Source organism: Roseinatronobacter domitianus (assembly GCF_023336755.1).
Taxonomy (GTDB): domain Bacteria; phylum Pseudomonadota; class Alphaproteobacteria; order Rhodobacterales; family Rhodobacteraceae; genus Roseinatronobacter; species Roseinatronobacter domitianus.
Window position 1 is genome coordinate 1 of record NZ_JALZWP010000052.1, and the last position, 1,104, is coordinate 1,104.

The 1,104-nt window shown below is 56.2% G+C and carries 1 protein-coding gene; it reads left to right on the forward strand.

From position 1 onward, the window contains the following. Positions 1-64: 64 nt before the first annotated feature. Positions 65-1,104 (forward strand): IS3 family transposase gene (locus M3N55_RS16665; protein ID WP_249060980.1). Its coding sequence is split into 2 segments (ribosomal slippage), with 1,041 coding nucleotides annotated over them: positions 65-326 and positions 326-1,104; the frame shifts between segments, so codons are not numbered across the junction. This gene is flagged as partial in the annotation.

Consider the following 1,104-nt stretch of genomic DNA (forward strand, 5'->3'; position numbering starts at 1 on the left):
CCCCCCGAAAGTAAGGGGCTGCATAAGTAGAATTTTCTCGGCATGATGAACGAGGAGATTTCGAATGAAGACAAGCAGATACACTGAGGCGGAGATCATCGCGCTCCTGCGTCAGGCCGAAGGCGGGGTGCCGGTGGCCGAGTTGTGCCGCGAGCATGGCATGAGCAACGCCTCGTTCTACAAATGGCGGGCGAAGTATGGCGGGATGGATGCGTCCCTGATCAGCCAGATGAAGGCCATGGAAGATGAGAACCGTCGGTTGAAGCGGATGTATGCGGACCTGAGCATGCAGGCGGATTTGCTGAAGGAAGCCCTTGGAAAAAAGTGACAGGGCCATCTCAGCGCCGCGAGATGGCCGAAACGGCGGTGGAACGACGCGGGATCAGCATTGCTTTGGCTTGCCGGGCCTTCGGGGTCAGCGAGACATGCTATCGTTACAGCCCAAAGTTGCGCGACGAGAATGAAGAGATTGCTGATCTGCTGACCGGTCTGACCGATGCTCGCAAAACTTGGGGATTTGGGCTGTGTTTTCTGCATCTGCGCAACGTCAAGGGGCACCCATGGAACCACAAAAGGGTTTACCGCATCTATTGCGAGCTCGAACTGAACCTTCGGATCAAGCCCCGCAAGCGATTGAAACGAGACAAGCCCGACGCGCTGGCGGTGCCTGATGCGCCCAATGTGACCTGGTCCATGGATTTCATGGCCGACAGGTTGGGTGACGGGCGTGCATTTCGGCTGCTGAATGTCTTGGACGACTTCAACCGTGAAGGGTTGGGCATAGAGGTCGACTTTTCCTTGCCTGCTGAGCGTGTGATCCGGAGCCTTGATCGGATCATCGAATGGCGGGGAAAGCCAGGCACGATCAGGGTGGATAACGGGCCCGAATACATCAGCGAAAAGCTGAGAATATGGGCTGAGAAGCACAAGATCACCATCCAACACATCCAACCTGGGCAGCCCCAGCAGAACGCTTATGTCGAGCGCTACAACCGGACGGTTCGGCATGAATGGCTGGACCAATACATCATCGAAAGCATCGAGGAGGCACAGGATCAAGCCACGAAATGGCTATGGACTTACAACAACGACCGTCCCAACATG